This window comes from Spirosoma jeollabukense (assembly GCF_054777855.1).
In genome coordinates, this window is record NZ_BAAHAD010000001.1 from 1,714,653 (window position 1) to 1,738,669 (window position 24,017).

General features: G+C 48.9%; 18 protein-coding genes. 12 read left to right on the forward strand and 6 right to left on the reverse strand.

Going from position 1 to position 24,017, the window contains the following annotated elements; translation table 11 throughout:
- Nucleotides 1-82: 82 nt before the first annotated feature.
- The 3 genes from ACYVEA_RS06970 to mnmC2 form a co-directional block, all read right to left on the reverse strand.
- Nucleotides 83-2,104 carry a M13 family metallopeptidase gene (locus ACYVEA_RS06970; protein ID WP_461112640.1) on the reverse strand — a complete coding sequence of 674 codons (2,022 nt, stop codon included), beginning with the start codon at nucleotides 2,102-2,104 and terminating at the stop codon, nucleotides 83-85.
- A gap of 118 nt (nucleotides 2,105-2,222) precedes the next feature.
- Complete coding sequence (locus ACYVEA_RS06975; protein WP_461112641.1) at nucleotides 2,223-2,816, reverse strand: thioredoxin family protein; 594 nt, start codon at nucleotides 2,814-2,816, stop codon at nucleotides 2,223-2,225.
- Nucleotides 2,817-2,927: 111 nt separating this feature from the next.
- Nucleotides 2,928-3,593 carry a tRNA (5-methylaminomethyl-2-thiouridine)(34)-methyltransferase MnmC2 gene (mnmC2, locus tag ACYVEA_RS06980; RefSeq protein WP_461112642.1) on the reverse strand — a complete coding sequence of 222 codons (666 nt, stop codon included), beginning with the start codon at nucleotides 3,591-3,593 and terminating at the stop codon, nucleotides 2,928-2,930.
- A 93-nt stretch (nucleotides 3,594-3,686) separates the two neighbouring features.
- Here mnmC2 and ACYVEA_RS06985 point away from each other — a divergent pair, with 93 nt between their 5' ends.
- From ACYVEA_RS06985 to ACYVEA_RS07015, 7 genes are all read left to right on the forward strand, one after another.
- A complete protein-coding gene (locus ACYVEA_RS06985; protein ID WP_461112643.1) occupies nucleotides 3,687-4,196 on the forward strand; it encodes a DUF4293 domain-containing protein in 510 nt (169 codons plus the stop codon).
- 158 nt (nucleotides 4,197-4,354) lie between these two features.
- Nucleotides 4,355-6,835: a zinc-dependent metalloprotease gene (locus tag ACYVEA_RS06990; RefSeq protein WP_461112644.1), complete on the forward strand. Its 2,481-nt coding sequence runs from the start codon at nucleotides 4,355-4,357 to the stop codon at nucleotides 6,833-6,835.
- A gap of 163 nt (nucleotides 6,836-6,998) precedes the next feature.
- A complete protein-coding gene (locus tag ACYVEA_RS06995; protein ID WP_461112646.1) occupies nucleotides 6,999-7,628 on the forward strand; it encodes a TetR/AcrR family transcriptional regulator in 630 nt (209 codons plus the stop codon).
- A gap of 39 nt (nucleotides 7,629-7,667) precedes the next feature.
- Entirely contained in the window at nucleotides 7,668-9,035 is a 1,368-nt protein-coding gene (locus tag ACYVEA_RS07000; protein WP_461112647.1) for a TolC family protein, read from the forward strand.
- Nucleotides 9,036-9,044: 9 nt separating this feature from the next.
- Entirely contained in the window at nucleotides 9,045-10,148 is a 1,104-nt protein-coding gene (locus tag ACYVEA_RS07005) for an efflux RND transporter periplasmic adaptor subunit (protein WP_461112648.1), read from the forward strand.
- 14 nt (nucleotides 10,149-10,162) lie between these two features.
- Entirely contained in the window at nucleotides 10,163-13,312 is a 3,150-nt protein-coding gene (locus tag ACYVEA_RS07010; RefSeq protein ID WP_461112649.1) for an efflux RND transporter permease subunit, read from the forward strand.
- Between the two features lie 218 nt (nucleotides 13,313-13,530).
- A complete protein-coding gene (locus ACYVEA_RS07015; RefSeq protein WP_461112650.1) occupies nucleotides 13,531-14,988 on the forward strand; it encodes a hypothetical protein in 1,458 nt (485 codons plus the stop codon).
- Nucleotides 14,989-15,060: 72 nt separating this feature from the next.
- Here ACYVEA_RS07015 and ACYVEA_RS07020 read toward each other — a convergent pair whose 3' ends face one another.
- Together ACYVEA_RS07020 and mdh are read right to left on the reverse strand one after the other, a co-directional pair.
- Complete coding sequence (locus tag ACYVEA_RS07020) at nucleotides 15,061-15,507, reverse strand: DUF2846 domain-containing protein (protein ID WP_461112651.1); 447 nt, start codon at nucleotides 15,505-15,507, stop codon at nucleotides 15,061-15,063.
- 140 nt (nucleotides 15,508-15,647) lie between these two features.
- Nucleotides 15,648-16,589: a malate dehydrogenase gene (gene mdh / locus ACYVEA_RS07025; protein WP_461112652.1), complete on the reverse strand. Its 942-nt coding sequence runs from the start codon at nucleotides 16,587-16,589 to the stop codon at nucleotides 15,648-15,650.
- A gap of 192 nt (nucleotides 16,590-16,781) precedes the next feature.
- On the opposite strand from mdh, the gene ACYVEA_RS07030 reads away from it, so the two are divergent.
- The 5 genes from ACYVEA_RS07030 (at nucleotide 16,782) to ruvA (ending at nucleotide 21,616) form a co-directional block, all read left to right on the forward strand.
- Complete coding sequence (locus tag ACYVEA_RS07030; RefSeq protein ID WP_461112654.1) at nucleotides 16,782-17,243, forward strand: YkvA family protein; 462 nt, start codon at nucleotides 16,782-16,784, stop codon at nucleotides 17,241-17,243.
- A 172-nt stretch (nucleotides 17,244-17,415) separates the two neighbouring features.
- Nucleotides 17,416-17,622, forward strand: a complete 207-nt coding sequence (locus ACYVEA_RS07035; protein WP_093832206.1) for a Sec-independent protein translocase subunit TatA/TatB — start codon at nucleotides 17,416-17,418, stop codon at nucleotides 17,620-17,622.
- Nucleotides 17,623-17,760: 138 nt separating this feature from the next.
- A complete protein-coding gene (gatA, locus tag ACYVEA_RS07040) occupies nucleotides 17,761-19,185 on the forward strand; it encodes an Asp-tRNA(Asn)/Glu-tRNA(Gln) amidotransferase subunit GatA (RefSeq protein ID WP_461112656.1) in 1,425 nt (474 codons plus the stop codon).
- A gap of 96 nt (nucleotides 19,186-19,281) precedes the next feature.
- A complete protein-coding gene (locus ACYVEA_RS07045; protein WP_461112658.1) occupies nucleotides 19,282-20,901 on the forward strand; it encodes a lytic transglycosylase domain-containing protein in 1,620 nt (539 codons plus the stop codon).
- Nucleotides 20,902-21,025: 124 nt separating this feature from the next.
- The gene (gene ruvA / locus ACYVEA_RS07050) at nucleotides 21,026-21,616 is read left to right on the forward strand and encodes a Holliday junction branch migration protein RuvA (protein WP_461112659.1); all 591 of its coding nucleotides are present in this window, start codon (nucleotides 21,026-21,028) and stop codon (nucleotides 21,614-21,616) included.
- A 56-nt stretch (nucleotides 21,617-21,672) separates the two neighbouring features.
- On the opposite strand, the gene ACYVEA_RS07055 is transcribed toward ruvA, so the two are convergent.
- Entirely contained in the window at nucleotides 21,673-23,898 is a 2,226-nt protein-coding gene (locus ACYVEA_RS07055; protein WP_461112660.1) for a S9 family peptidase, read from the reverse strand.
- Nucleotides 23,899-24,017: the final 119 nt, after the last annotated feature.

The following is a 24,017-nucleotide window of genomic DNA, read 5'->3' on the forward strand; positions in this document are numbered from 1 at the left end:
AGCAATCTATGTATAGATTTTAAAAACGCAAAAGCCGCGCCCAATTACTTGAGTACGGCTTTTAGCGTATTTCTATCGTCCTTTACCAAACCTTGATACGTTCCTCTGGCTTTTTGTACATCTTATCACCGGGCTGAACATTGAAGGCCTGATACCAGGCATTAATATTCGACAATGGCCCATTGCAGCGATAGAGACCCGGCGCATGTGGATCGGTCATAATCAATTGGGCTTGCGTCTCTGGCAGCACGTTAATGCGCCAGACCTGCGCCCACGACAGGAAAAACCGCTGATCAGGTGTGAAGCCATCAATCATACTTTTTTTGCCACTCGACTTACCCTGCGCTGTTTTCTTAAAGGCATCATACGCAATGTTTAGACCGCCGAGATCTGCCAGATTTTCGCCCAGTGTTAACTGGCCATTGACCTTAATCGAGTCAAGTACTTTGAAGCCAAAAAACTGATCTTTTACCTGATCGGCCCGTTTTTTAAAGTTGTCAGCGTCGGCTTTGGTCCACCAGTCACGTAGTGTTCCATCGGCATCGTATTGCCGACCCTGATCATCGAAGCCATGCGTCATTTCATGACCAATTACCGCGCCAATTCCGCCATAATTAATCGCATCGTCGGCCTCGAAATCGAAGAAAGGAAACTGCAGAATAGCGGCCGGGAAAGCAATTTCATTGTTGACCGGGTTGTAATAGGCATTTACCGTCGGTGGTGTCATGCCCCACTCCATCTTGTCAACCGGCTTACCCAATCGGTCAATCATGTAGTTATACGACCACTTGCTCGCCGATTTCACGTTGCCATAGAAATCATTTCGTGTAATGGTAACGCCTTCATAGTTTTTCCATTTGTCCGGATAGCCGATTTTGCGTTTGAAGGCCAGCAGTTTCGTGAGGGCTTTCTTCTTGGTTTCCTCACTCATCCAGTCGAGATTTTTTATATGCTCTTTGTAGGACGTTTCGAGATTTCCGACCAATGTAAGCATCCGTTGCTTGGCCTCGGGTTTGAAATAACTCTGAACGTAAAGCTGGCCCAGCAAATCACCGAGGGAGTTATCAATAAGGCCACTGATACGTTGCCAGCGAGGTGTTTGCTCTTTCTGACCCGTCAATATTTTCGAAAAGGCAAAACTCTGTTTCACAAACGCATCACTCAAGTACGGAGCTGCCCCTTTCAGAATATTCCAGCGCATATAGGTGCGTAAGTCCTCAATAGGCGTAGCTGCGACCATACTATCTAGTGAGCGAAAGAAAGCCGGACTCTGCACCAGTACGGTATCCTGTCCTTTTGCGCCAAATTTTGTCAATTGGTCCGCCCAGTTGATACCGGGTGTTAGTTTGTTAAAATTAGCGACCGTAAGCTTATTATAGGTTTTGTAGGGATCGCGCAGATCAACTCGAGCCAACTGAGCCTTTGCTAAGGCGGTCTCGAAGTTCAAAATCACTTCTGCCTGCTGGGCAGCCTGAGCTGATTCTTCACCAATCAGCGTGAACATTTTGGTCAGATTATCGCGATAGGCATCCCGGATTTTTACACTGCGTGTGTCGTTTTTCAGGTAATAATCGCGATCTGGAAGTGTAGTACCGCCCTGACTGAACTGGGGCATGTATTTACTGACATTTTTACGATCCTGAGCGACAAAAAACCCAAAGAGCATGCCATTACTTTGTGTTCGCTGGTAAGCAAGCTCATCGAAAAAAGCCTGTTTATTGTTGACCTTATCAATACGGGCAAGCTCAGGCTTAATGGGGTCGAAACCACGCTTCTCAATCGTCAAGCTATCCATCCCACTCGTATAATAATCGCCGACCATTTGGTATAGCCGCCCTTTCGTCGTTGTCTTGGCGGCATCATCGAGCAAGGACTTCATAGCCTCAAGGCTCTTTTCCCGAAGTTCGTTGAAACTGCCCCATGACGTTTTAGACGCTGGAACGGCATTCTGTTTCAGCCAGTTGCCATTCGCATACTGGTAAAAATTATCGCCCGGTTTCACGGACATGTCCATGTTCTGAGGGTCAATAAATTTGCGGGTATCGGCAGCCATAAAACCGACAGCCACCGTCGTCGCAAAAAGAAAAGCCAGTTGTTTATTCATGTATCTTAAATTGTTGTACTTAATAAAAGCCTACAAATATACTACGTAAGGCGGGTGGAAACCTGCGCTTTGGCAAGAGCCAAAGCGCAGGTTTCCACCCGCCTTACGTAAGTTAGTTTTATTTATTCGCCGTCAGGGCTGTTCTGAACTCTCGGGCGTAGGTGCCGGCCTTGTACTGATCGAAAGGCTCTTTCTGATGATAATCCTTGCCAAAATAGGTGATAATCTGATGGAACGTACGAGGCTCCAGATAACCAGGAATGGGTTGAATCAGATTGAATTTCTCGTCCAGAAATACTGTCGTCGGATAACTCATCTGATTTTTCAACAGAGCCGCAGCCAGTTCGTGAACGCCCCGACTACCCCCGCCAATGTATTTAAATGTCTCCTTACCCAATGTCACGTCGGCAGTTTGCTCCGCATTAAACCGAACGGGGTAAAAATTCTCATTAACGTAATCGACAATAGCTGGTTTTGAAAACGTTTCGCGATCCATTACTTTACACCAGCCGCACCAGTTGGTATACACATCGACGACAAATTTCCTGGGCTTCTTCTTTGTCAGAGCATAAGCTTCCTGAATAGTCAGCCAGTTAATGTGTTTACGTTCGTCGGTGGGCTTGCTGATCGAGTGCTCAATAGGCAACGTAGTACGGAAGGCGCTGATGGTGAGCAAAACGAAAGCGAGAAAAAAGAGAAGCAGCCGGTTCATAGTTATCAGGTCGTTGACATATTCATTGTTTGACTAATAACGTTCGGTGACCCGGAAAATTAGGTCAATCGGCTGGTATTGGGATTAAAATATGCAACTCTCATCATTAGTCTACTTAATCGCCCTAAGTATATCGCGTTTCCCGAGTGGTCCAGAATGTTTTTCGACAGTCAGGCCAGCCGCCCGCATATTACGCTGTACGTAACTTTTGGAACAGTACGTAGTCAGCATGCCGCCCGGTACCAGAAAATCAGCCATTTGCTGAAAAATTTCGGGCTCCCAGAGTTCGGGCTGGGCGGTTGGTGCAAAGGCATCGTAATAAATTACGTGGAAATGATCGGCTATACTTAATTCCTGCAACTGGGTTTCAATTTTAAGCAGCGTAAAATAGGGATTTATAGTAATCAACTCCTGCCAGGGTGATTCGTGGAGTTTCGGCAGATAGGACGTACTAAACAATTCATCATAATTGAGCTGGCGGGCCTGATCAAGCGCTAGTGGAAACGCATCAACCGTAGTGTATACAACCCGACATTGATGATCTAGTGCTTCGCGAGCTGTTAGCAATGCATTGAGACCTGTACCAAAGCCCATTTCAAAAACACGCAATTCATCGTGAGCGAATTTTTCGAAGGCGGCCAATAGACCCAGTTCGATGTATACCCGCTGTGATTCCTGGTAAGCTCCATGAACAGAATGGTAGGTTTTATCGAGTGCCTGATTGACGGCCGTATGGGATCCGTCGGCTGTTACCATCAGACGAACATCTGCTTTCATAATCTATCAGTTTTTGGGCTATTTTTGCCCTCAATTAATGGCTAACGCATTAATTTATCCCATTAATCCAGTATTCATTTTACGTTAACTCCAATGATCCAACGCGTTCAAACAATATTTTTGTTTCTTATTACTGTTGCTATGTGCTTTGCACTGGCTACTCCAATTTGGGAAAAAGCGGGCACGCAATCGCCTGCCATGGCCCACCTATCCGCACTGCAATACACACAGGAACGGATTATTACTCCTCAACCAGGCCTTCCGGTACAAACCGCCCCAGCTACGTATGCTGACACCATTTGGTATCTTGCCTTATTGATTGCTTTAGTGGGACTGGTGTCATTCTACGCCATTTTTCAGTACAAGAATCGACTGACGCAAACCGCGTTGTGTGCCGTCAATGCGCTTATGCTAACAGCCATTATGGGCATTATACTTTACAAAACGCTTTACGCCGGAAAGGCCTACGGCAATCCCGCTGATCAGGGTACATTTCTCACAGGCTTTTATGCCATCATTGCGGCCTTGGTTTTCAACGCGCTGGCCAACCGATTCATTCGTCGGGATGAGAAGCTGGTACGCGGATCTGACCGATTGCGGTAGCTCTTCTTTAGCTATGTCTTCTCTTATTATTCCCATTAAACCCCAAATTAATTTGGGGTTTAATGGGAATAATACAATAATCTTCTTGAAAATAGGGCAATTGCTCGACATTAAGCTCTTTTGCCGTATCTTGAGCGAAAACTACAACCTCGCTCAAAATGAAAAAAAGCGTACCCACTCTCCTCTGTTTAATACTCATTGCCTACCAGCTCGTTGCTCAGTCATCTACTGGGGCTGGCACATCGGGCAGTATTGCTACGTTCACAACGGGTATGGAGCGCAATCCGGGCTTCATGACCTATTATTGGGACGCCAAAAAAGGGAAAGTATGGCTCGAAATTGCTACGTTCGATACCGAGTTTCTCTATTACCCAACCTTAGCGCAGGGCGTTGGCTCTAACGACATCGGGCTGGACCGTGGCCGCCTGGGCCAGGAACACATCGTGAAATTTCAACGGAGCGGCCCCAAGGTTTTACTCATTGAACCCAACTACGCCTATCGAGCTATCACGAATGACGTACTTGAACGTAAAGCCGTTGAGGAATCTTTCGCAAAATCGGTTCACGCTGGATTTGACATTGTAGCGGAAGAGGGTGGAAAAGTATTAGTGGACCTCACTCCTTTTCTGATGCAGGATGCCGTTGGCGCCGTGCAGGCCATCGCCCGCACTAAACAAGGTATGTTTAAATTCGATCCGGCCCGTAGTGCGATGTATTTGCCTCACACAAAGGCTTTTCCACAAAATACGGAGTTCGAAACAATTATCACGTTAACCGGCGACAATCCAGGCGCCTATCTGCGCGAAGTTGTTCCAACGCCTTCTGCCGTGACGATGCACCAGCATCATTCGTTTGTCCAACTACCGGATGCAGGCTACAAACCCCGGCTGTTCGACCCACGTATCGGTTACGGTGGCATCGAGTATTTCGACTATGCTACACCCGTTAGTCAGCCGATTATGAAGCGTTACATTTCCCGGCACCGATTGGAGAAAAAAGACCCGTCGGCGGCTGTCAGTGAAGCGGTGAAACCGATCATCTATTATATCGATCCCGGAACGCCGGAACCTATTCGCTCGGCGCTGATGGAAGGAACGGCCTGGTGGAATCAGGCGTTTGAAGCGGCTGGTTATAAGAATGCCTTTCAGGTTAAATTGTTACCAGCCGATGCCGACCCGATGGATGTTCGGTATAACCTTGTTCAATGGGTGCACCGCTCTACGCGGGGATGGTCATATGGTGGTAGCATCAGCGACCCGCGTACCGGCGAAATCATTAAAGGCAAGGTGACGTTGGGTTCACTACGTGTCCGGCAGGATTATCTGATTGCGCAGGGTTTAGTAGGTGATTTTTCCAGTGCTGCCAGCCCAAATCCTTCATCGGATCCAATGCTTCAGATGTCAATAGAGCGGCTGCGCCAATTGGCAGCGCACGAAGTAGGTCATACACTAGGCTTACCTCATAACTACATCGCCAGCACACAAAATCGGGCTTCGGTGATGGATTACCCAACAATGGTTGCCAAAGTAAAAGGCGCCATTATTGACCTGTCGGATGCGTATGCGAAAAACATTGGCGAGTACGACAAATGGAGCATCCGGTACGGCTACGAGCAATTTCCGAATGGAACGGATGAAAAACAGGCACTTGACAAGATCGTAAACGACATGCACAAGGCAGGGCTCACCTTCCTGACCGATCAGGATGCCCGGCCCGAAGGCTCCGCGCACCCTGGTACGCACTTATGGGATAATGGAGCCAATGCGGTCGATGAACTGAAACGTGTATCAGATGTTCGGCGCGTAGCACTGGCTAATTTCTCAGAGAAGAAAATACCGGTTGGTGCACCAATGGCAACGCTCGAAGAGGTGCTGGTACCGATGTATATGTTTCACCGGTATCAGGTTGAATCGGCCGCGAAAGTAGTGGGCGGTCAAACGTATACAAACGCGCTGCGGGGTGATGGTCAGCCGGTGATGTCGACGGTTCCTGCGCCGGAGCAGAAACGAGCGCTGGATGCTTTACTCGCCACCATTGACCCGGCTTTTCTGGCACTTCCCAAGCCAATTCTAGCCCTAATTCCACCCCGTCCATTTCGGTACGACCCCAACCCACGCGAAGTATTTAAACGTCGGTCGGGCATCACGTTCGACCCAATGGGAGCCCCCGAAGCAGCAGCAGGCATGACGCTCCAGATGATGTTAAATCCGGAACGTGTCAGTCGATTAGTGACGCAATCAGCCATCGACCCGGCACAACTGAGCCTGGAATCAATGCTCGATCAATTGCTTACTGCTACGTGGTATAAAGCTGACCCAGCCGATGGATACCAGGCAGAAGTGAAGCGATTAACCGATAAGTTGTTCCTGCAGAAATTGATTGACTTATCTGGCAATCAGGATGTAGCACCACAGGCACGAGCCATTGCTACGTTCAAATTAAGTCAATTGAAAGGTAAGCTCAGCGCAGCCAGCGCAAATCCGAAAACAGCCGCCCATCATCTGTTTGCGGCTGATCAAATTCGTCGGGCGGAGGGAAACATGGCCGATCTGCGCCCGTCGAGCGCGCAAGCTCCTCCCGACGGTGCGCCAATCGACCCTGGCCAGGAGTGGTTATCACCAGATTGCGACTGGAAATAAAATAATAAAAATTGTAATTTTTCAAGGAAGGCCAGTACATCCATTGTGAGGTACTGGCCTTCTGCTGTTATAAAATGACCGTTTATAAAATTTTCAGCAAAAACAGAGTATAACGAAACAAATAAAATCTACCTTTGTTAGATAATTTGCAAGACGTTAGATAATGAGTGTAATTGATCGTAGAACCCGGCAAAAAGCAGAAATACGACAGCGTATTCTGGATGCAGCCCGGCAGATCGCCCGTGAGAAAGACTGGAATGCCGTAACGATTCGGAGTATTGCCGATGCCATTGACTATACTGCTCCAATCGTTTATGAGCATTTTGAGAACAAGGAAGACGTACTGCTCAATATTGTGAAGGAAGGGCATGTTACAAACCGCAAGGCGTTTGATGCCACGCTGGCGATGGAACTGAGTGCCGAGGAAAAAATTGTCAAGCTGTCGATGATCCAGTGGACGTTTGCGCACGAGCAGCCCGAAGTGTTCCGGCTCATGCACAACCCGGAACGAATGGAGCAGCAACGGGAGATGGTCCGGGAGGGCATGCAGGAAGCCAAACGAAAAATTGAGAGCCTGTTTCGGGAAGTTAGTCCCGAAACAGAGAATATATCTGAAGTGATTTTCAACTGGTTTTGCCTGATGCAGGGCTATATCAATGTGATCACCAACGTTCGCCCAGAGCAGGGAGCCAAACTGCTTGAGAAAGTTGAAGACCCCAACATGGTGGCCCTCTTCAGGCAGCCCACTCACTTGTTTGAACGAGCCATCCGCCGATTTATAAAAAGCTTATAACTCCTTTCCCGCTTCACTATATATAGATTCCCAGAACTAATGAAAAGCATAAAGCAGACTACACTGATGATGCTGACGCTGAGCTTACTGGCAAATTGGGCCAGCGCTCAGAGCGCACCATCGGGTGGTTATACCCTCGCACAGTGTGTTGAATATGCACGGGCGAACAATCCAACGATTAAGATTTCCCGCATCAACGAGCAGATTTCGGTAGCACAAACGCAGCAGGTTATTGGTCGAAACCTGCCACAGGTTGGTATATCGGGATCAGTGCTGGACAACGTCAAAATCCCGGTTCAGCTACTACCAGGCGAGTTTTTCGGGCAGCCAGGCACCTTTCTTCCCGTGCAATTCGGTACACAATATAGTGCTACGTTAACGGGCCGGGTCGATCAGAAGCTTTTCGACCCATCGTTTGGGCTTGCGCTGAAAGCCGCAAAAATTTCAACCCAGGTACAAGCACAGGCGACGTTGCAGGCGGAACAAACCCAAGCCTACAACATTGCACGAGCGTATTATCAGACGTTAGTCATTGACTTGCAGAAACGCCTGACAATTCGCGACTTAACTTCATCTGATACGTTGTTGCGGCAGGAGCGGGTTCGTTTGCAGAACGGCACCACACGCGAGATCGATTTTGGCCGGATTCAACTGAACCGCAACAATCTACAGTCGCAGTTGGAACAGGCAAACCGTAATTACGAACAAGCGATCAACCAGCTGAAATTTCAGATGGGCATGCCGCTCAGTGAAACGCTGGTGATTCAACCCCTGGAGATCGAGAAAGAATTACAGGTGAATGAACTCCCAAACGCGGATAGCCGTTTTTTCGAGAATCGGCCCGATTTCAGACAGCTAGTTTTAAATACACAGTTGCAGGATCTGAATCGCCAATCCAACAACCGGGGCTATTATCCGTCGCTGGGTTTGTATGGGACATATGCAACCAATGCGCAACGGCAGACATTCAGCTTTTTCGATGGTAGCCTGCCATGGTTCAAAAGCTCAACAATTGGTCTGACGCTAAACTGGACGCCATTCGATGGGAATCAGCGAAAATACCGTGACCGCGAAAATCGGCTGAACCTGGAAACGCTACGTCTTCAGCAGATTCTGACGCGCGAATCGGCTCAGTTGAGCCTCAGCAATGCACAGGTTAGCTACCAGAATCTGGTGACCGACATTCAGCGGGAGCGTGACAACATCGACTTGGCCCGCAAAATTCTGACCGTTACCGAACTGGAGTATAAGGAAGGAATTGCTACGTCAGTAACACTGATTGATGCCAAAGATGCACTGACCACCGCTCAAAACAATTTAGCCAACAAGCTCATTAGCTTGTATCAGTCCCGATTAGATTACGAAAACTCGCAGGGAACCATTCTTCAATACGTCACCCCAAAATAAACAGTTACCATGAAACGAATTATCATTATAGGTGCGGTAGCTGGCCTGATCGCGCTGATTGGCTTCCGATTGGCAAGCAACAAAAAAGATATCGATGCCGCCAAAACGTCTTCGGTACAGTTCCAGACCACACCCGTCGTCGATGTGCAGCCAGTCTCTTACGAACGTCTTGACCAGAAGCTCTCGCTCCTGGGAACGGTGGCTGCCCGGAACGAAGGGGACATCATTGCCGAAACCCGGGGAAAGCTTCAGAATTTCAACTTAGTGCTGGGCACGTTCGTTAAGAAAGGCCAGCAGGTTGGTTATATCGAGGACCCCGTGCAGGGGGTTGTAGTAGAAAACAACCAGACAGCGGTTGAAAACGCCAAACGGGAAATGGAACGTTACGAACGACTGCTGAAAGGCGGGGCCGTGACGCAGGAAGCGTATCAGAAGTATAAGGATCAGTACACCACGGCCTTGTTGAACACCAAACAGCAACAACGGGTACTGGGCAACGGTGCCGTTATCGCGCCCATCAGCGGGTATGTATACGATAAAAAAGTAGAGAACGGTGAGTACGTAGCGGTTGGTGCGGTGCTGGCATCGGTCATCAACTTACAGGAGTTAAAACTGGTCGTCAACGTACCGGAGCAGGCCGTTTATCAACTCCAGCTTGGCGACAAAGCCAGTATTACGGCACAGGCCTTTCCGGGCGTTACCTTCACGGGAACGATACATTACATCAGCCCTAAAGGCGATGATCTGCATAATTATCCGGTCGAAATCTACCTGAATAATAACAGTAAAAATCAGTTGAAAGCCGGTACGCTGGCGAACGCTCGATTTACGTTCAAAAACGGCTTGGCAGGCCTATTCATTCCTCGCCGGGCGCTGGTGGGTGGTGCGGATAGTGCAAGTGTCTACGTCGTACAGAACAATGTCGCCCGATTGCGTAAGATTCGGCTTGGCTACGACAGTGGCGATTTGTATCAGGTGCTCGACGGCCTGAAACAGGGTGAACCCATTGTCGTCAATGGTCAATTGAATCTGACCAACGGGGCTAAAGTAACAGTAAGTAAAAGCCAGCCAGCGCAGGCTCAAACAGATACGTCAGTAGCTGTCAATCCTTAAAACCAGAACTATACATGTCAGTAACTGAAATAGCCATCAAACGCCCGACGCTGGTTGTGGTGGCGTTTACTGTCCTGGGTATTTTAGGCTTTATCTCGTATAAAAGCTTAAATTATACCCTATTACCTAAATTCGATGCGCCCGTTGTGACGGTCATCACCACCTATCCGGGCGCAGCAGCTGGTGAAGTCGAGAACTCCGTGACCCGCAAACTCGAAGATGCGGTTTCATCCCTCGAAAATCTGAAAAATATTAGCTCCACCAGTCAGGAAGGGCTTTCTATTATTCAGTTGGAACTAGGTTCGAATGCCGATCCGAATCAGGCGCTGCAGGATGCCCAGCGAAAAGTTAACGCTGTTCTCTCGCAGTTACCCGATGAGGTTGAATCGCCAACGCTGCAAAAATTCTCGACGGACGACGTACCAGTCATCCGGATGGGCGCCCGGGCCAATCTGGGATCGACTCAGCTCTATGATCTGGTTGATGATCAGATTCGAACGCAGTTGACCAAAGTAGATGGCGTTGGACAAGTAACGCTCACGGGCGGACGCAGACGCGAAATCCGTATTGGGGTCGATCCGGACAAACTCAAACTGTATAATCTCTCGCTGGGACAAGTAACGCAGGCCGTCACCTCAGCGAACCTTGACTACCCAACCGGACGTATTGAAACCGATCAGGCCCAGTACGCGATCCGGCTGGCGGGTAAGTTTACCGACATAAACCAGATTCGAAATGCGTCGCTGTTGACGTCAGCCAATGGCACGAAAGTGGTGCTGAGCGACATAGCAACCGTTACCGATGGTATTGCCGATGCCACAACGATCAACCGGATCAACGGACGCGAATCGGTAGGTATCTCCATTCAGAAACAGACCGATGCCAATGCGGTGGCTATCAGTCAAAACGTACGGGCAATTCTGGGCGGTATTGAAAAACAGTACGCTAACATCGGCCTGAAGTTCGAGATTACCAGCGACTCCTCGACGTACACGCTGGCATCGGCCGAGGGGGTTATTTTCGACCTCGAGTTTGCTGTTGTACTGGTTGCCCTGGTGATGTTGCTGTTTTTGCACAGTATTCGTAACGCCTTTATTGTGATGGTGTCGGTACCGGCTTCGATTATCTCTGTTTTCGTGCCGATGTATCTATTGGGCTTCACGCTCAACCTGATGACCTTGATGGCGCTTTCGCTGGTGGTTGGTATTCTGGTCGATGACTCGATTGTGGTTTTGGAAAATATCTACCGCCACCTCGAAATGGGCAAAAACCGACGCACGGCTGCACTCGATGGCCGGAATGAGATTGGCTTTACGGCCGTGGCTATCACCATGGTAGACGTAGTAGTTTTTCTGCCACTCGTCTTTGTGCAGGGTCTGATTGCGAACATCATCCGGGAGTTCTCGCTGGTAGTTGTGTTTTCGACGCTCATGTCGCTGATCGTGTCGTTCACCATTACGCCATTGCTGGCCTCGCGTTTTGCCAAAGAAACCGATCTCAATGGCCCCGGCCTGGGCAAGCGTTTTCTAGCGTGGTTTGAAGGCCAGTTTGATTCACTCAAGCATGGTTACGCACGGCTACTAGCCTGGAGCCTGGTCCACAAACGGTGGGTATACCTCACGGCGATTGTCTTATTTGTTGCCTCTATTGGCCTTGTGACGGGCGGCTTCATCGGTACTACCTTCTTCCCGCAAAGTGACCAGGGCGAATTTATCATCCAGATTGAAGGCGAGCCGTTTAACAGCCTGGCTGAAACGAACCGTATCTGTCAGAAAATTGAAAAGCAATTGATGCAGAACAAGTTGGTAACGAAAGTGAACAGCAACGTCGGTTATTCCAGCTCGGCATCGGGTGGCGGTTTAGGCTCTACACCCTACCACAAAGCCGAAATTACGGTCACCATTCTGCCAAAGAAGGAACGTACTATTTCAGTTGAGACGTTTGCTGCCCAGACGAAAGCGGAAATCTTGAAAACGCCCGGCCTGAATGTCAAATCGGCACCGTTGGCTATTACAGGCGGAGCCAACGCGGCTCCAATTCAGATTCTGTTACAAGGAAATTCGCAGCAGGATTTGCAACAGGCAGCCACGATTGTGAAGCAGGTAATCAAATCCGTGAGCGGAACCACCGATGTTGAGCTGGCGGTCGATGATCCCAAACCCGAGCTAAAAGTAAACCTCGACCGTCGTCAGATGGCTCAGTACGGGGTTTCCGTTGCGAATGTAGGGGCTACGTTACAGACGGCCTTTTCGGGAAATACGGACAGCAAATACCGGGTTGGTAGCCGCGATTACGACATTCGGGTAGAACTCAATAAGTTCAACCGGCAGAATAAAGACGACGTGGGTAACCTAACGGTACCCGATGCGCGTGGGAAACTCATCGAAATCCGACAGATTGCGGATTTGTCACTCGGCACAGGCGCGACTCAATTAACGCGTTATAACCGGGTTGGGTCATTATTTGTCAATGCGAACGTAGTAGGTCGTCCAACAGGAACTGTCGGCACGGAGATTGACAATATCCTCAAAACGAAGCAATTACCGGGTGGCGTAACGTACAAATTGAAAGGTGATCTGGAGCGGCAATCCGACGCGTTCGGTAGTCTGGGACTGGCACTGGGCATGGCCATCACGTTTGTTTATCTGTTGATGGTTGCGCTCTATAACTCATACTTCCGGCCATTTGTCGTCCTATTTTCCATTCCGATGGCCGTTATCGGTGCCTTTCTGGCGCTGGCGCTGGCTGAGCAGGCCATCTCGTTCTTCGTTATGCTGGGGATGATCATGCTGATCGGTCTAGTAGCGAAGAACGCCATCCTGCTGGTTGACTTTGCCAATGCGCAGAAAGAGGAAGGAAAAAGCACGATTGATGCGCTCGTTGAAGCGGGTCGCGAACGGATTCGACCGATTCTGATGACGACCATCGCAATGGCGATTGGCCTGCTGCCAATGGCCCTGGCAACGGGCGATGGGTCGGAATCGAAAAACGGATTAGCGTGGGTAATTATTGGTGGCCTGATCAGCTCGCTTCTGCTGACGCTGGTGCTAGTGCCAACCGTATACCTAACGTTCGAAAACGTATTCAACGCATTTAGCCGACTGTATGGACGGTTGACAGGAAATAAAAACAAGCCTGTCCCGGCCAAACCAGCTGAAGTATAAGCATTTAGTATGACGTAGTGCCAAGTTTTCTTTCCAGGGCTGGCAGGACATAAAAAGCGGCTTGTTTCATGAAACAAGCCGCTTTTTATATTTCCCCACTAACTCAGGCACCTCATATTCAAAAGTTTAGCTCAAATTAAATACATTTCGATTCGGCTGTTGCCTACGCAGACACACTCCGCTCTACCTTTGTGCTGGTTCCAAAAAAAGCAGTAAGCATGATCAAAACATTGAAACCTGTCTGGGTAAGTGCCTTGTTGATAATCACTCGACTCACATTTGCTCAACAAACCATACCGGTTGATACTGTCAAATCAACGTCAGCAATCGTAAATGAACCCGTTACGACGGATCCTAAACCCAGGCCAGCAGCAGAAAAAAACGAGTTAAAATACAATCTCAACGAATCGGGAACACACTTTTTCAAAGCTACTTTTCTGAATCAGGCCTGGCTCCAGTTCAACCAGAGCAACCCCGGCACCACCGTTATTGGCGTTCCTAAAGACAATACGTTCTCCATCGGTCTGCGCCGGACTCGGATACAGCTATTCGGCCAACTCAGCGACCACGTTTTTCTGTATCTACAGTTCGGGATGAACAATTTCAACTACCTAAACGGCGGATTTAGTCAAACGGCGTCATCGCAACGAAAAGTACAGGCGTTTTTCCACGACGCCGTTGCGGAATACCTGGTCTTCAAAAACAAAAATTACCTGAACCTCGGCGCTGGCCTGACCATCGTAAACGGACTTTCGCGGTTTAGTGCGCCCAGCGTAGCCACCATTATGAGTATGGACGTACCGGTTTTTGCGCAGGCCACGGTTGACCAGACGGACCAGTTCTCCCGCAAATTGAGTGTATATGCCCGCGGGCAGGTTGGCCACCTCGACTACCGCGTAGCGATGAGCGACCCATTCCCTATTCAAACCAATGGTTCGGCGTTGCCTTCTTACGGCCCAACTTCTATTTTCGCGCTGAAGGGCCACGAAAAACAGTTTCAGGGTTTATTCATGTGGCAATTCTTCGACAAAGAAGCCCACCAGGCACCCGGCTACAACACCGGTACTTACCTCGGTGCAAAGAAAGTTTTCAACATTGAAGCCGGCTTTATTACGCAGAAGAACGCGATGGTACACGTAGCAGCGCCCGGCGATACAGTTTATGAGAACATGAATCTATGGTCGGTGGCGTCGTTCCTGGATATGCCGTTGAACAAGGAAAAGGGAACAGCGGTCAATGCGTACCTGGGCTATTTCCACACCGACTATGGCAAAGACTATGTTCGTTTCAATGGGGCAATGAATCCCGGGAGTGACATTGCTGCCGCACAACGTCCGGGTGGTTTGGGCGGTACACAGGGAAACGCGTTCCCTATGTTCGGGACGGGTAGCGTGATCTACGGTCAATTGGGTTACTTAATGAAACGTGACCTGTTTGGCGCTGGCAACGGAACGCTAATGCCGTATGTACAGGCTCAGCTCGCTAACTACCATCGGCTAACTAATACGTTAGGCGTTTATAATATCGGCCTTAATTACCTCATCAAAGGACATAATGGTAAGTTGACACTCGATTACCAAAACCGCCCTTATTATGAACCGTCTTCCGGTACCTCTCAACTCTCGGCAGGGGGTCGCCGTGGGCAGTTAACCTTGCAGTATCAGGTGTTTATTTGATAAAGCTGTATTTACCTATAAAAAAGCCTCCACAATTAATGCGGAGGCTTTTTTATATCGACTAGTTGAACGCTAATTAGTCATTGTCTCCTGACATTTATCAACCGTCATATCTTTCATGTCACGATTGGCAGTATTCTCTGTTACTTCCGACATCTCCAGACGAGTTCGGGTGAGACTCGATTTTACGTCCCCTTTAACGTAGTACTTCTTTCCGGCTTCGGTATCCAGATCAAGTCCTGTCTCCCGTTTAAATACTTCGATGCCACCCCGCTGCGCTGTTATGGCAAGCTTGCCGGGTTTTACTTTGTATTCTATGTATTTGTTGTTGCTGAGCTTACAAATTTTCTCCCCATTAACGTAGATACTATAATTTATAGCTGATGCGTAAAATTGCCCACCTCGGTAGATATAGATAGTTGCGAAATCATCGGTTGGTGGCTTGTGAATAGAATCGCTTCGAAAAGACGCGCAAATAAGACATAAGCTAAGTAGTGTAAATAAAGACGCTGTTTTCATACAGTAAAGAAGTCATTAAAGTGCGAAGCAATATCGCTATCAACTAGAGTAGGTGGTACGAAAGACTTATCAACCGTTAACAAAAAAAACTGACCGTTTACAGACGGTCAGTTTTTGATCTATTTTGGAGTACGTTCTAGTTACACACCGATATTCAGCGTGCTCAGTACACCATTCATATTCCGGACGGCATCGGCCGATTTATTGAAAGCTGCCTGTTCCTCATCGGTCAGTTTGTAGTCGATGATTTCTTCCCAACCACTACGTCCTATAACGACCGGTACACCCAGACAAATGTCCGACTGGCCGTATTCGCCTTCGAGCAACACGCAGGACGGAATTATACGTTTCTGATCGCGTAGGATACTCTCAACCATGTAGGCACCGGCCGCACCCGGCGCATACCAGGCCGACGTACCAATCAGGCCTGTCAACGTAGCACCACCCACCATTGTGTCGGCGGCTACTTTTTTCAGTGTTTCTTCGTCCAGGAACTGGCTTACCGGAACACCTGCTTTCGTGGCCAACCGTGTCAGCGGAATCATGGTCGTATCGCCGTGTCCACCAATAACGGAAGCTTGCAGATCGTTGGGAGAACAATTCAGGGCCAGCGAGAGGTACGTTTTGAAGCGAGCCGAATCCAACGCACCCCCTAAGCCAATGACCCGATTTTTTGGCAAACCCGACGACTTCAGCGCGAGATACGTCATCGTATCCATCGGGTTCGAGATAATGATAAAGATGGCGTCGGGCGAATGTTTCAGGATGTTTTCTGTCACACCTTTCACAATACCGGCGTTAATGCCAATAAGATCTTCGCGCGTCATACCTGGCTTACGAGGCAGGCCAGACGTAATGACGACGACATCCGAACCGGCCGTTTTCTCATAATCATTGGTAGAACCCGTCAGTTTAATATCGCAGTCGAGCAATGTGGATGCCTGAAGCATATCGAGGGATTTGCCTTCACTGATGCCTTCCTTGATATCTAAGAGCACAACTTCATGGGCGAGTTCCCGACGAACAATGTTGTCGGCACAGGTGGCGCCAACGGCCCCAGCACCTACTACGGTAACTTTCATATGGTATTCGGAATTAAAGGGTTAACAAGCGACGCAAAAGTAAGGCCCCGGTTCAAGACAAACCAACCCGTTTATAATAAAACTTCTGGACCTATTTACCGTTAATAGACTATTCGAAGTAAAACTTGTTAGACTTTACTCATCCTTTGCTTTGTTATGCTGGCACCAGTCAGAACGGCAAATAAAATACTAATGAAAAACAGCAATCTCATTTCACGAATTCTAACCTCGATTTTCTTTAAACGGGCGAATATGGGAGCCGTTCGCTATGCCCGAAATACCCGGAGTCTGTTGCAATTGATCCGTGACGCAGTAGAAAAAAGTGGCGGGCTGTCGGGGGCAAACATTTCAGCGTTTCGTGATCAGTTAGGTGTTGTTACCCGCCTGTTGAAAGCCTATGCATCAGGTCAATACCGTGAACTACCCTGGAAAACCCTGATTCGGATCATTGCCGTATTGATTTATTTTGTTTCACCTATTGACATCCTGCCTGATTTTTTGCCCATCGTGGGCCTGACGGACGATATAGCGCTGATGTTCTGGCTATTTAGCGGCATAAAGGACGACATTGAGAAATTTCGTCAGTGGGAAAATACCACAACCAGTTCAGGGGAGAACGTACCTCGGCGAGGTGAGACGATTAAAATTGGGTGAGTAGAATTGAATGAGGTTAAAGTTTACAGTAGGTGGTTCACGGTGAAGAGTGACAAACCGAATACCGTAAACTGAAAACCAAATTGGCTATTACTACGTAAGTTTCAATACGTTTTAATAGATTGTACGAGAGAGTTTTGTTATTTTTGCATACATTCAAATTCCAGAAACCATGGTATTGGCAAGCATTTTTGCAATTTTGGGTTTGGGCAGTCAGGAAATGATCCTTATCTTCCTGGCATTGCTCCTGTTGTTCGGCGCTAAAAAAATCCCCGAACTCGCACGGGGCCTTGGAAAAGGCATCAAAGAGTTTAAAGACGCCACAAAAGACGTTCGCGAAAATATCGAAGACGGCCTGAAAGAGACCGATACGAAATAATCGAGTTTGTTCGTGACAGACAATCAGGCAGTTCCTTCCGGGAGCTGCCTGATTGTCTGTTTTTATTAGTTTGTCTTTCCGAACAGGGTGCGGAGTTGATAGGCCGAACCACCGGAATGACAGGAACTGTTTTCTATTTTGACAATCTATCGTAACTTCTCCTCTGTTCAAGCCGATCTCAAAATCGGCACGATTACCTGCCTTCAGTTGGTGGATCAATACCTGGCTCGTATTGACGAACACCAACACCTGAACGCTTTCACCGAAGTCTACGCCCACGAAGCCCGGCAACAAGCCGAAGCTGTTGACCAGAAACTGGCAGCGGGTACAGCCGGACGACTGGCTGGTATGATTATCGGTATCAAAGACGTACTGAGTTACGCTGGCCACAGCGTTCGGGCCGGGAGCCGGATTTTAGAAAACTTTACCGCTCAATTTACCGCAACAGCCGTGCAACGGTTGCTGAACGAAGATGTCATCATCATCGGTCGTCAGAACTGCGATGAGTTTGCCATGGGTTCGTCGAACGAGAACTCAGCTTTTGGTCCCGTTCGCAACGCAGCCGATCCTAATCGGGTACCAGGTGGGTCGAGTGGCGGCTCTGCCGTAGCAGTACAGGCGGGTCTATGTCTGGCTAGTATTGGGTCCGACACCGGTGGCTCGGTTCGACAACCAGCCGCTTTTTGCGGTGTAGTGGGGTTGAAACCAACCTACGGACGTATCAGTCGTTGGGGACTTATTGCCTACGCATCCTCGTTCGATTGCATTGGCCCAATCGCCAACAATGCTGACGATGCGGCCCTGCTGCTCGAAATCATGGCTGGACCTGATGAATTTGACAGCACCGTGTCGAGTCAGCCTGTTGCTTCCTACACCTCCGCTACCCTTCCCGACAGACCTTTACGTATTGCTTACCTACGCGATGGCGTTGAGAGCGCGGGTGTAGACAAAAGCATCCGCGATGCTACTCAGCTTACGCTGAATGAGTTGCGAGCCGCTGGTCACACAGTAGAACCCGTAGATATATCGCTTCTTACGTATTTACTGCCTACATATTACATTTTGACCACTGCCGAAGCCTCATCGAATCTGTCGCGCTTTGATGGAGTACTGTACGGATATCGTAGTCAGGGAGATGGTACATCAGTAATGGATCTTTTATCGTTGTACAAAAAAAGCCGTACAGAAGGATTTGGTGCAGAAGTACGTCGGCGGATTTTGCTCGGCACCTTTGCCCTGAGTGCCAGTTATTATGATGCGTATTATACCAAAGCGCAGCAGGTCCGGCGACTGATTCGCCAGGAAACCGAGCGTGTTTTTGAGAAATATGATTTTTTACTTTCCCCAACCACGCCCACTCCGGCGTTCCGGCTGGGTGAGAAAACAGATGATCCACTGCAAATGTACCTCGCCGATATTTTTACGGTGCAGGCTAACGTAGTAGGTTATCCGGCCATATCGGTCCCTAATGGAACGGATGCCAGCGGTCTGCCAATTGGTTTGCAGTTAATGGCTCCTCCCTTTGCCGAAGGAGCGCTGATAGCTTTTGCAAAGAGTTTGTAGTACGGCTGAAAAACCGTTGTTTATTGAATAGAGCGGCTTCCCCGCGACGGCGGACCAGCCGTAGTTTAAAACGTAACGAACCAAACCGAGAACTGCATGAAGTATCTGAACCTCGCCCTCTTAAGACTAGGCCTGATGAGCATGATGCTGGGCCTGACGATGGTGGCTCGCGCCGAAAGTACACCCCGACCCGAACCACAATTGCCCGACACGCCAACGCTCAAACAAGATACTGTTATAGCCGTCAACACAGTCCCCGATAGCGTGCTCCGCGAACGGTTAGCCAAGTTGCAGAAAGACATTCCTCTGAATTACCACAAAGCTGTCCAGTCTTACGTCGATTATTTCACCTTCCGGAAGCCGAGCCTGATCAAGTTAATGCTCGAACGTATGCCGCTTTTTTTCCCCCTATATGAGCGGATGCTGTCGGAATACAACTTACCCGACGAGTTAAAATACCTCTCTATCGTTGAATCTTCATTGACGCCACGTGCTGTCTCTCACTCGGGCGCGGGTGGCCTTTGGCAAATTATGCCCGGCACTGGCCGGGACCTGAAACTCTACCAGGACGACTACGTAGATGAACGTATGGACCCGGTTAAAGCCACGGAGGCTGCCTGCAAGTATCTCCGCGACCTGTACGCAATTTTTGGTGACTGGGAACTGACAATGGCAGCTTACAATTGCGGGCCAGGGGCGGTTAAAAGGGCTATGCGCCGGTCGGGGGGTGATTCATATTATGCGATTTATGACGCGTTACCCAAAGAAACCCGTGGCTATGTTCCTCAGTTTGTAGCCTTTACGTATTTGATGAACCATGCCAGTGACCACGGCATTTTTGGCGAGACATTCCAGTCCCCCATCCCAATGGATACGATCCAGATTACGGGCTACTTCAATCTCGAAACATTTGCCAAACACAGTACCATGGACCTGGCCGATCTACAAAAAATGAATCCGGCTATCACAACAACAATTTTACCTCCTTTCACAAACCGCTATCCGCTCCGGGTTCCCCGCCAGCAGTACGCTTATTTTGCCAGCCACCGACGGGCTATTCTGGATTCAGCCAGTCGGGTCCCGGGTAACATGGAACACATTTTGCTGGCTACTGCGGAAGACATTCGCTATGGAGCTGACTCAGCAGGAACCTGGGCCGCATTGAGCAGTAATCCACTAGCTAATATTGGCAGAGAAGAAGCGCTTGCCACCCAGATGGTAGCCAAAACCGCGAAAGCAGGCGGCTCAGAGAAACTGGCCACGCGACTGGCTGAAGCCGAATCAGCTGACGAGCCCGAAGAGGATCTGGAAACGGTGGTGATGCGCAAGCCCAAAAAGCAAATCTACGTCGTCAAAAAGAAAGACAATCTGAATGAGATTGCGGAGCGCTACAACGTTGAAGTCTACGATTTGAAGCGCTGGAATCACCTGCGCTCCATCACGCTTCAGCCCAACCAAAAAATAATCATCCTGAAGGAAGCGGATGAAACCCGTACTGAGCGGTTAGCCGATCAGGGAACGGCTAAAGGCCACAAAAAAGAGGTGGCGATTGCGAAAACGAAACGGTACAAGCCACGGTACCATCGCGTGCAGGATGGCGATACGTTATGGAACATTGCCCAACGCTACGGCGGTTTGTCAATTGATCAGCTCAAGAAAATGAACCACATCCGCAGCAATGCCCTCCGACCAGGACAGAAGCTGATTGTAGGCTAATTTGGCAACGAAAACACGCCAGTTGACCTGCTTTTAACCCACGATTTTCACTCAGAAAAGTCGTGGGTTTTTCGTATCTTTACTACGTATAACTACCTTAAAAACAAGCTTTTCCGACAGTCGAATGATTGCTTATTTAGATGGAACTCTAGCCTTTAAAGAACCGACACACGCTATTATTGATGTGCATGGTGTGGGGTACTCAATTCATATATCGCTTCAAACGTATTCAGTACTTCCCGGCGGTGGCGACCGAATTAAACTGTTCATCCACCATCTGTTTCGGGAAGATTTGCAGGCGCTCTACGGCTTTGCCAACGCCGACGAAAAGGCCTTGTTTCTTGATTTGATCGGCGTCTCGGGCGTTGGGCCAAACACGGCGCTGGGTATGCTCTCTGCTATGCAGCCAGGCGACCTTCGGCTGGCGATTCTGGGCGAAAATGTCCGGGCGGTACAAGCGATCAAGGGAATTGGTGCCAAAACAGCCCAACGTATCATTCTTGAATTACGTGACAAAATGAAAAAAGCGGGCGTCGTACCAGACGGACCAAGTTATCGCCAGCAACCGGCGGCTAACCCCGTTCGGGAAGAGTCTCTAGCCGCGCTGGTAGCCTTAGGTTTCCCCAGAGTAACGGCCGAAAAAAGCGTCGACGATGCCTTAAAAGCCGATCCGACATTATCTGTCGAGGATGTAATTCGGCGGGCACTACGTTAAAACGTCGAGGTGTCAGGCTCTCAAGTCTGACACCTCGACGTTTTACCTAAATTTAGTTAATTCTCTACGGTTTTTCCTTTCAGATATGTCTCCAGGTAAGTCGTATACTGCTGAAAGAGCAGCAGTTGCGTACCAGGGCTATAGGCTACCCCATGTGCGCCAGGTGGATAAATACGTAAATCGACGTCTTTGCCAGCATCTTCAAACGCGTTCATCAACTGGAACGTATTGCGAACGTGCACATTTTCGTCCATCGTCGAATGGGCAACAAACATTTTTCCCGCCAGATTTTTAGCGTAAGGTGACACCGCGCTGGCTTTGTATTTGGCCTCATTTTCGGGTAATAGGCCCATGTAACGCTCCGTGTAAATGGAATCATAAAGGCGCCAGTCTGTTACGGGTGCTCCAACGAGTGATACTTTGAATACACCGGGATGCGTCAGCATGGTATAGCTGCTCATATACCCTCCGTAACTGTGGCCACGAATGGCCATACGGCTACCATCTACCCACGGTTGTTTTGCCAGATAAGCTGCTGTTTCGACAAAATCCTGACTTTCGTACTTGCCCAGTTTCTCATAGACAATTTTCTCGAAATCACGGCCGTAGCCTCCACTGCCCCGGTTATTCACACTCACCACTACGTAACCCGTTTGAGCCAGCCACTGGTGCCAGCCCGATGTAGTAAACTCATTATAAACCGATTGTGCACCAGGTCCGCCGTAAATATCGACGACAACAGGATACTTTTGGGACGGATTGAAACCCAGCGGTTTGATAATGGAAATATCTATTTGCTGACCATCTGACGTGGTAAAGTTGGCGAGTTCTTTCGGCACATACTCGTGACTGGCAACGTAGTCCGTCACGCGCTTATTCGTCTCTAACGCCTTGATGAGCTGGCCTTTTGTATCGCGCAATTCGACCTGCGTAGGTGTTGATACGTTCGAATATTTGTCAATAAAATACTGACCGTTGGGCGAGAAGTTGACCGTGTGTTTACCAGGTGCCGACGTTAACCGACGTTTATTTTTGCCGTATACATCCGCCACGAACAACTGCCACTCCAGTGGCGACGCTTCGGTCGAGGTAAAATAAACTTTCTTTGCCTTCGTATCGATGTGGTGAACGTAGGTTACCTCCCATTTACCAGTAGTAACCTGGTTGAGCAGTTTCCCCGAATAGTCGTACCGGTAAAGGTGCGCAAATCCGTCACGATCGGACACCCAGTAAAATTCCTGAACACCCGCCGGAAAGTGAATCAGGTGATTGAGGCCTGCGAAGAAATCGAAAATATCCACCCAAGTCTTCGACTTTTCTTCCATGATCTGGCGAGCCTCGCCCGTACGGGCGTTCGCCATGAACAGGCGCAGGTGATTTTGTTTGCGGTTCAGATGCATCAGTGCAATTTGCCCTTCCTGCGACGTCCAGTAAACGCGCGGAATATAGCCATCTCCCAGGTCAACCTTTATCCATTGTTTTGCCTTGTTGGCAACCTCGATGACTCCGATGCGAACGATTGGGTTTGAGTCACCAACGCGCGGATACGGTAGCGAATCGAATTTCTCATCGAAGCCTTTATAATCGGTCAGTTTGTACATCGGCACCTGTCGTTCGTCGGACTGCCAGAACGAAATAAACTTGCTATCGGGCGACCAATCCCAGGCTTGCGCCAACCCAAATTCTTCTTCATAAACCCAGCCAAAACGCCCGTTCATAAAGGCAGGTTTGGCATCGTCGGTGAGTTGCGTCTCCTTCTGGGTTGCAAAATCAAACACGAATAAGTTGCCACCCCGCTCATAACCAACTTTGCTCCCATCGGGCGCGAGTTCGGCGGTCTGGGCATCCCTGGCAACGAGTTTCAAACTCTTGTCGGCGACGGCATAGACGTAGTAATCGGATATGCCTGAATGGCGATACACCTTACGGAAATTGGTCTGGAAAAGTATATTTTTTGAATCCCTGGACCATTGAAACGACTCATAGTCAAAGGCTTTCTCCGTACCCGGAAATTTCAACTGGCTTCCATCAAAAACGATCTCTTCTTTCTGGTCCTTTGGCGACAGCGTTTTTATGGTACGCTGCCCATCAAGAAAAGAAAACTTAGTACCATCTTCAATCCAGTTGACACTACGTGGCCCCGTCGACCCACTGAGCTGACCACCCGAAAAAACGGCCTGCTGAAGACTGGCGTAGCGTTGTTTGGCTTGCTGTGCGTTAGCCAAATGAGAAATAAGGATGATGCCGCTCACCAGCCATCCAATTCGATTACGGTTGATCATGAAGTATATGGGACTTATCGAAGATTCAAATTTACTAAAAAATGGTGTTTTAGCATTTGTAGCACAACCAGGCCTTACGGATGGGCCAGGCAGAGTTTTATACTTATATTTCAGATTAA